The organism is Parasphingorhabdus sp. JC815, assembly GCF_040717415.1.
In the GTDB taxonomy this organism is placed as follows: domain Bacteria; phylum Pseudomonadota; class Alphaproteobacteria; order Sphingomonadales; family Sphingomonadaceae; genus Parasphingorhabdus.
The window spans coordinates 89,339-98,006 of sequence record NZ_JBFEFM010000007.1 but is presented as its reverse complement, the minus strand read 5'-3'; the positions used below and the strand labels follow the sequence as shown (position 1 = coordinate 98,006).

Here is an 8,668-nt window from a genome sequence, read left to right as displayed (position 1 = left end):
TTATCGTCGCATGTGCCGCTCAGTTCATATTCTGCGCACTCGATGCAACGCATGGCATCAGTAATTGCATCAGCTAGTACGGCACATTCGAGTGAAGCGCTTTAAGTAGCCAAAAACTAAGACATATCCACTATATTAACATTAGCACCAATGTATATTGACATTAATGTGTAAATGTATCAACTTCGTGAAATAAGAAAAAACAGCTGGTTATCTGGCACTACAATGGGGGAGAAATTATGGTAAATACTCGGTTTAAGGCTATGTCGCGCGCAATCAGCCTTCTTGCACTTGGAAGCGCGCTCGCAACGCCCGCTATGGCCACGGAGGGCAGGCCGCAGAGCGACGAATCGCCGGATGGCAACGTCATTATCGTCACCGCGCAGAAGCAGGAAGAGGCGATTCAGGATGTGCCGATCGCTATATCAGCATTCTCGAGCGAAATGCTCGACGCTTACAAAATCGAAAGCGGTTCAGAGCTGCTCCGCGCGGTTCCCAATGTGACCTTTTCGAAAAGCAATTTCAGTATGTATAATTTCTCGATCCGCGGGATCGGGACGAAAGCGATTTCGGCATCGAGCGATCCGGCGGTTGCAGTGAGTTTCAACAATACACCGCTGATCCGCAACCGGTTGTTCGAAGCAGAGCTTTTTGACATGCAGCGGGTCGAGGTGCTTCGCGGGCCTCAGGGGACGCTATATGGCCGCAACGCCACCGCTGGCGTGGTCAACCTGATTCCGGCGCTGCCCGATGACGAGTTCGGACTCGATACCAAATTAGAGGTCGGTAATTTCAAAACGATGCGGGCTAGCGGGATGATCAACGTTCCGCTCACCGACACGTTGGCTATCCGGGCTGCGGGAGCGCTCACCAGCCGTGATGGTTTTGATTACAACACCTTCACCGATCGCCGGGTCAATGGCCGCGAACTCTGGTCCGGCCGCTTGTCGATGCAGTGGGAGCCAAGCGATCGTTTGAGGGTCAATGCGATCTGGCAGCATTTTGAAGAGGACGATGATCGCTCGCGCACCGGCAAGCAATTATGTACGCGCGACCCCGGTCCAGCAACGGTGAACGGTGTCCGGATACCCGATGGGACACAGCCTGGCCTGTTTACTCCCTTTGAGGAGAATCTGCGAGGGCGGTTCAGCCAGGGTTGCCAGTCCGCGTCGCTTTATGACGATGCGGCATACGGCACACCGAACGGATCGGGCCTTGCCTTTGTTGTCGCCGGTCAGGTGGTAATTACGATGGGTTCTGAGCCAGGCGTGTTTGGACAGCAATATGCCTTTCTCCCGACCGACCCTTTTCTCGATGCCACGCAATCGCGTGACCTGCGGGAAATTGCAACCGAATATGATCCGGTTTTCCGGGCACAAAATGATGTCTTTCAGGGCAATCTGGAATTCGACGTCACCGATTCGCTGACATTTGTGTCGCAGACCGCTTATGCGCGTGATCGCTATTATTCGTCACAGGATTACAACCGCTTTGTCTCAGGGCCATTGTTTAACGATACGACGGGTCTTGTGGATGTTAACCAGCTGCCTATACCTCAGGATCACGCGGCGCCAGGCGGCGTTTTCTGCGACCCGCAATTGGGATGTTCCAACCGTCTTCTGTCTGTTGACCTCAGCCGCTCGCGTAACCGTCAATGGTCGCAGGAATTTCGTCTGCAATCCGACTTCGACGGGCCGTTCAATTTCAACCTTGGGGTCAATTATCTCGATTTCAAAACACAAGACGATTATTTCGTCTTCAACAACGCCTTCACCTATATCGCCTATAACCAGTATAACCGCCTGTATGATAGCCCAACCACATATGACCCTTGCCCGATAGGAACCACGGGAAGCGATTGCGTTTATGTCGATCCCAATCCGATCGATTCGCTCGACGAGCAGGGCCATAATTATTTTCTCAGCCGCAATCTTGTGCGGACCAAATCTTGGGCGGTTTTTGGTGAAGCCTATTGGGACGTTACAGATAATCTGAAGGTCACAGCCGGCCTGCGCTGGACCAAAGACAAGAAAATCACCACGCCGGTGCAAAGCCAATTATTGCTTGGTGGCGGCGGCGGGACGATCGGGACAAGCGGTGGCTATGTGAGTTCTGGCTATCCGACCGATCCCGATGTCGTCCAGAAATGGTCCGAACCAACCGGGCGCATCGTGGTCGACTGGAAACCCGAGCTGGATTTCACCGACCAGACGCTGATCTATGCTTCGGCATCGCGCGGTTACAAGGGCGGGGGCACCAACCCGCCGCGGCCCAATTTGCATCCGCGTATCGTGCAGTTCCAACCCCTGCCATCGACGTTCAAGCCTGAATTCGTCAACGCCTTTGAAATCGGAACGAAGAATAGCTTCGATGGCGGCCGTGTTACGTTGAACGCGACGGCATTTTATTATGATTACAAGGATTACCAGATTTCACAGATCGTTGACCGCATTTCGCTCAACGAGAATTTTGATGCGACCAGTTGGGGGCTTGAGCTCGAAACCGCATGGCGGCCTTCGCGTGCGTTCCAGGTCGATGCCAATCTGGGCTATTTGCAAACCCGGCTGAAAAAGGGAGCAAAATCGATCGACGTGATGAATCGCACCCAGGGCAATCCGGACTGGGTCTTATTACGTCCGTGGATCCAGCTCCCCTCGAACTGCATCGCGCCCGCTCAGGTGGTCGAGGATATTTTAAGCAATCCCATAACCCAATTTGGACTGGGACTGCCAGCTCTTCAGGCGCTGTGCGGGGGGTCCAAAGAATTAGGGACCTTTGACCCGTCTCTAGACGGTGTAGCTCTCTATCAATTCTATGGCTTTGAATATAATCCGATCACCGATGCGCCCAATGGCGGTCGCGGCTTTTTTGCCGACCTGGAAGGGAATGAGCTGCCCAACGCGCCGCGGCTGACATTCAATATTGGCGCTCAATATACTTTTTTCATCAACGATGGAGATTGGGAATTGACGCTGAGAGGGGATTATTATCGCCAATCGAAAAGCTTCGCGCGTGTATATAATAGCGAATATGATCGCCTGAAAGGATGGAGCAATGCAAATCTGGCGATAACGCTGGATAAGCCATCAGATGATCTGACATTCCAGTTTTATGTCAAAAACCTTTTCGACAAGACTCCGATCACGGACTTCTTCACGAATAGTGATGATACCGGACTGAGTACGAATGTATTTACGCTCGATCCTCGGATATTTGGATTTAGTGTTGCGAAGAAATTCTGAAATATATTCAAATGGTTGATGAGATTATAGAGAAAGTTACATATAAGATATTACAAAAAGAATCTTTATGTTGACATCAATGTAAAAGATGTGCATGTCAATAAATGCACTTAACTATAATTCTTAAGTGCATTAATAAAAACATTAATTGTTTTACTTAGGAGAGTTATGATGAAAAAATTTGCAACAATATTTGCAGCGACTGCTACCCTGATGGGTGGGCAGGCTGTATCCGCCGCGACCTATGCACCGGCCCCTAGCGGTCCGCACGTATTTCAGGGAAATGTTGATGTGTCGAAGGATGGGGGAACCTATTCTTGTACTCTTACAGTAAATGCCAATGTAACGTCTTCTTCGACGGCTACTGCAACGGCTTCAATTTCCGGTGGCTTTCCCTGCGGACTCATTTCGATCACCGGCACGGGCAGCATTACGCACGACGGCACCGATTGGGGTATCTCGGGTCTGACCATTGACCCACCGATCAGCTCTGGCTTGTGTACAGGCAGGATTAAATTCGGCTGGGGCGGAAACTCGGGCACTCGGACAATCGCTTTGAGCAAGCCATATTCAAACTCGAGTGCGACCTCAGGCAAGCCGTGTACACTTGTCGGCACGCTCACTAATACGAGCCCGACGCCGAACACGCTGACGTTAACGCCATAATAAAACACCCACCGGTGCCAGAAGGGGCGTTGTGAAATTCGAGACGCCCCTTCTTTGCTTTTGTGCGATGGGTGATGCAGTTCTAGGAAAGGAAAAACATGAAGGATCTAACTTCTTTGATAATGGCTGCTTCTGCCTTGTTAAGTGCTCAATCCGTGAATGCCACCACTTATGCGCCTACAGGTGTACATACATTTAGTGGCCCTGTAGATTTTCAGAAGAATAGTGGGGTGTATAATTGTACAATGAAAATCGATATAGATGCTTCGTCTTCCAGCACGACGGCAGTGCTATCATCTGCGGGCGCTTACAGTTGCTTTGCAGTCGTGAGCGGCCAAGGTGTCCTAACTTTTGACGGAACGCATCTTACGTTGAGCGGTCTTACGCTTCAATTCTATCCCAACAGTCCGTGTACAGGATCGATTAAAATGCTCTGGGGGGGTAATGGCATTATGCCCCGTACTATTCAGATGAGCACTCCACTGTCAAATTCGACAGCTCCAAGTGGACGCCCATGCAAATTTATGGGAACGCTGTCCCAAACTTCTGGCCCAGGCGCCCTTACGATCACCAATCCCTGATTGCGGCTGTTTTTTGTATGTGGTCGGTAATGCTCTCCTCCCTTTGGCGCGCAGCATGTTCGAGTGTCGTTTTGTATCGGGGCATGATTCTAAGAATAGCCAAGCCTGAGGGACACTTCTTAGCCATGCTATGAGAGACACTTGACCTTTCTGAGATCCACCTCAGCTAATGCCGCAGCAATGCGGAGTCCTTTTAACTTATTCCGGTTATTTGGCTGGTCAACCTCGCTGATCGTGTCAGCCATCTGTCTATCGTGTGGGCAACGGTGCGAGGCACAGACTGCACATGCGGAGAATATTGATGCAGCTGACGAAAAAGGGAGTGCTGCATTGGCGATTGGCGAGCCCTCTTTATCGCGGATATCTTTACAAACCCCTGCAGGAAATGAGAAGGATAACACGATCATCGTTACTGGTCGCCGGTGGGGGCAGGCTGATATCGCGTCTGAACGAGATCTGGATGAAGACCGGATCGCGGCCTATGGAGCCAACACTATCGGTGATCTGTTAGAGGACATCGCTCCGTTAATTGGAGGAACGCGCGATACCCCGGTTGTCTTAGTCAATGGCAGGCGCATCAATAGCGCAACGGAGGTCACCGGCTATCCGCCCGAGGCGCTTAAGCATGTGGCAATTCTGCCCCCCGAAGCGGCAGCGCGCTATGGCTATGCCGCAGGGAAGCGGGTTGTAAATCTAGAGCTCAAGAAAAATTTTGCGAGCACGGATGTAGATGCTGGTTTCTCAATGCCGTTCACAGGCGGCAGTTCCAATTCCCAGCTGTCCGTAGGGCGATCGGTCATTGATGGCAACACGCGTTGGAATGTCCAGTTGAGGGGTAGCTACGACACGCCGCTGCTAAAAAGCGAACGCGATATTCCGGTGCGCTCCGATGTCGAGGCGATCCTCCCATCTCTTGAAGCGGCAGAAGGACGTTCGATTGATCCGAACCGGTACGAATCGCTGACTGCAAAAGCGCGTTCGGTAAATATGAACATCGGCGTCACGCGGCCGGTTGACGATTTTTTCCTGTCGCTGAGCGCTAATGCGGGCTTTGACCGAAGTACGCAACTAATCGGAATGCCGCTATCTTCGCTTATTTTACCTTCCGCCGGGGCAGGCGAAACATTTTATCGGCTAGTTGGGGGGCGCGCATTGGAAAGCCAGCAACGATCGACCAATATGGGTGCTTCGGCCTCACTTTCCGGGCTGATAGCAGGATGGCAGGCAAGTATTTCAGCTTCTTATTCTAACAACCGCAATAATAGTTCCAACGATACGGGCTATGATAGTAGCGCTTTGCAACAAAGGGTGGATGCGGGTGATTCTTCTTTTGATCCATCCGGTCCTTGGCCATACATACCATTGCGTACCGCGAACAGCCGATCGAATTCCAAGAATTTTAGCGCTACGTTCAACGCGTCCAAATCTATCCTTAAACTACCAGCAGGCGAGGCGAGTACGAGTGTCACTGTGAATGCAAGCCATAGCCGATCGCGGTTTAGCACTTTAGTAGCTTCAAATGGTAATATGTCACAAGACAGATTTTCGAGTAATCAACTTGATGGTCGATGGTCATTGACTCTGCCGGTTGCTAATCGCTCGCTCGATGTCCTCGCGCCGCTCGGTGATCTGGGCTTGGACTTGTCGATGGAATTCGGCAAGGCGAGTCGATCCAGAACACGCTATAAATGGGATGCCGGAGTGCGATGGGCTCCGTTCTCCATTGTTGATTTTCGGGCGTCGTTCGGGCGCGAAAATGTTGAACCACTGTTCGAACAATTACACGGTCCACGGATTGAGGTAGTCACCCGTTTGTTTGACTTCGCGCAGCAGGAATATGTCCAGCCTATCAGAGTTTTCGGAGGCAATCCTGGGCTTGAGGGCGGCAGCGTAAATAATCTTTCGATGAACGTGGTGATAAGGCCAATTAAAGGCGATTTCGCGACCTTCAATATCAATTATCGCAGACGTATCGCCAAGGGCGGCATTATATCGTTTCCAACGCTTACGCCTGATGTTGAAGCGATCTTTCCGGAACGGGTCATGCGTGATACGAGCGGGCGGCTCATTTCGATCAATGCGCGGCCGATCAACATATCGCACGATCGGACTGAATCGATCACATCTGGCGTTAACTTGCTATACACCGCAAAGGGGAAGGCACATATGGACGTGCCGATTATACCAGATAATCAGCGTCCATGGACATTCAGTCTGTCGATCATCCATAGCTGGCAGCTCGCAAGTGAGATGGTCATACGCCGGGGACTTCCGGTGCTGGACAGATTGCGAGACAGCGGCCTACCTCGGCATAACGTCATATTTAATCTTGTCGCTGGCCGACGCGGGATGGGGGTGTCACTGAACGGAAACTGGAATGGAGCCGCACGCGTCCGATCGAATGACGAGATGGGTAGCGCGACAGAGTTTCTCTATCCGTCTTTCATGAAGTTCAATTTAGGTTTGTTCGCAGAACCCGAGCATTGGGGGGGACTATCGGTGAAACGCGATTGGGCATCAAATCTCAGAATATCTCTCGATATCCAAAATATTTTAGGCGGGTTCCGAAAGGTGTCGGTAAAGGGCGACATCACGCGCCGGGAATTGACACACGACGAGATCGATCCGTTAGGGCGAACAATCCGTCTGAGCATCCGGAAGCAATTCTAGCGGTACCGGTCACCCGTTCAGGAAGTCGTCGGTGGAATGCCTGAAGGGACCATAAAGAGCGGAAGGATCCGCGCGATCAAATCGCGCATCGCGTCGTCTTCCTGGTCGAGCATATCGCGGATATAAGGACCGATCACGGCGTCACCAAATGCGCTGACCGCTATCATCAGCACAGCAGTGCGCACCCGTCCAGGTGCAACTTCGTCCTCTGGCTGGCTGACGATTGCTTCGACGAGTGATCGCACTGCTTCGCGCACCGGTTCCAGATGCGCGACGTCGCCTGACAGGACGATCCACGCTGCGAGTGGCCCGGCACCGCCTTTGTCGAACGCATCGAAGACATGATCGACGATGGTGCGTGGCGCAGCGACATCGGTTTTGAGGAGCTCTACGACATTGTCGAGCGCCTTCGTTAGATCCTCAATCATGGACCCCATCAGCGCCGATTGTAACCAGGCGGCTGATCCGAAATGATGTAGAACATTAGCGTGTGACATGCCGATCTCGTCTCCTATATTGGCGAGTGTCACTGCGCCGGGGCCACCCTTGAGCAGCAATAGCCGCGCGGCTGCGAGACCTTCTGCGCGAACTTCGGGACCCATCCGCTTACGCCGCTTTTGACGCGGTGGTGGTTCATTGTGCATTGTCGTTGTTCCTTGCGGTCATCCCGGCCTTGATCGGCCTTAATCTTAATCGTCCATAGCCCAGAGCGTGCGCTCGTAACAATGCATTTTTATACGCTTTATAACGTTGCTCAGCTTTAGAGCGGCAGAAAAACGCTTGCACGATCAACTGCCTCATTATACATTGATGTCAATGACATTAGTGATGAGAGGCACTCGATGTCAACGGATTACGCACCCGCGATCTTCAGAGCGAGATGAAGACGCTACGTCGTTAGCAGAAGCGCAGCCTTGTCATGTGCTGGATGTGGATACCTGGTATATGCGCTTCGATTGTTATTCGTGGAAGTTCCACAACCGAGCGCTACTGACGAAAGCGCTCGAAGTAGTTGAAACAAAGAGGAATATGGTATGAATAAACTAGCTCTCACATTCGCCGCGCTCGGACTGTACGCGGTACCGGCGTCCGCATCGACTGCTGATATCACTGGCGTTTGGGCAACCGGTAGCGAAGGCGGCCGCGTGGAGATCTATCGCTGCGGCGCGGCGCTTTGCGGTAAGGTAATTGGCGCGGCAAGGTTGAGTACCAATCCTGATTTGCGCGACGTGCGTAATTCGGACGTTACGAAACGCGGGCGGCGGATCAAGGGGCTTGTGGTTTTGAAGAGTTTCACGGGCGGTCCCGTCGAATGGAAAGGGAAGTCTGTCTATGATCCCGAAACTGGCGATGGTGCATCGCGCGGATATCTGAAGTTGCTCGCGAACGGCAAACTCGAAGTCAAGGGATGTGTTGCCTTCATCTGCCGCACGAAAATATGGACTAAGGCTAAATAGGTAGGTTCCAATTAAGGAAAGTTTACGTGAGCGAACCTGACATATGGATGTA

Annotated in this window: 5 protein-coding genes; 3 read left to right on the top strand and 2 right to left on the bottom strand. The window is 52.0% G+C overall.

What is annotated here, in order from left to right; all coding sequences use genetic code 11:
- Nucleotides 1-239: 239 nt before the first annotated feature.
- Nucleotides 240-3,242: a TonB-dependent receptor gene (locus AB1K62_RS14240; RefSeq protein ID WP_367004552.1), complete on the top strand. Its 3,003-nt coding sequence runs from the start codon at nt 240-242 to the stop codon at nt 3,240-3,242.
- Between the two features lie 311 nt (nt 3,243-3,553).
- Here the strand turns inward: AB1K62_RS14240 and AB1K62_RS14235 are convergent, their stop codons facing one another.
- Complete coding sequence (locus tag AB1K62_RS14235; RefSeq protein WP_367004550.1) at nt 3,554-3,865, bottom strand: hypothetical protein; 312 nt, start codon at nt 3,863-3,865, stop codon at nt 3,554-3,556.
- Between the two features lie 765 nt (nt 3,866-4,630).
- On the opposite strand from AB1K62_RS14235, the gene AB1K62_RS14230 reads away from it, so the two are divergent.
- Nucleotides 4,631-7,159 carry a hypothetical protein gene (locus tag AB1K62_RS14230; RefSeq protein ID WP_367004548.1) on the top strand — a complete coding sequence of 843 codons (2,529 nt, stop codon included), beginning with the start codon at nt 4,631-4,633 and terminating at the stop codon, nt 7,157-7,159.
- A 17-nt stretch (nt 7,160-7,176) separates the two neighbouring features.
- Here AB1K62_RS14230 and AB1K62_RS14225 read toward each other — a convergent pair whose 3' ends face one another.
- Entirely contained in the window at nt 7,177-7,803 is a 627-nt protein-coding gene (locus AB1K62_RS14225) for a TetR/AcrR family transcriptional regulator (RefSeq protein WP_367004546.1), read from the bottom strand.
- A 390-nt stretch (nt 7,804-8,193) separates the two neighbouring features.
- Between AB1K62_RS14225 and AB1K62_RS14220 the strand changes: the two genes are divergently transcribed.
- Nucleotides 8,194-8,616 (top strand): DUF2147 domain-containing protein, encoded by a 423-nt coding sequence (locus tag AB1K62_RS14220; protein ID WP_367004545.1) that lies wholly within the window; start codon nt 8,194-8,196, stop codon nt 8,614-8,616.
- The last annotated feature ends 52 nt before the right edge of the window (nt 8,617-8,668 follow it).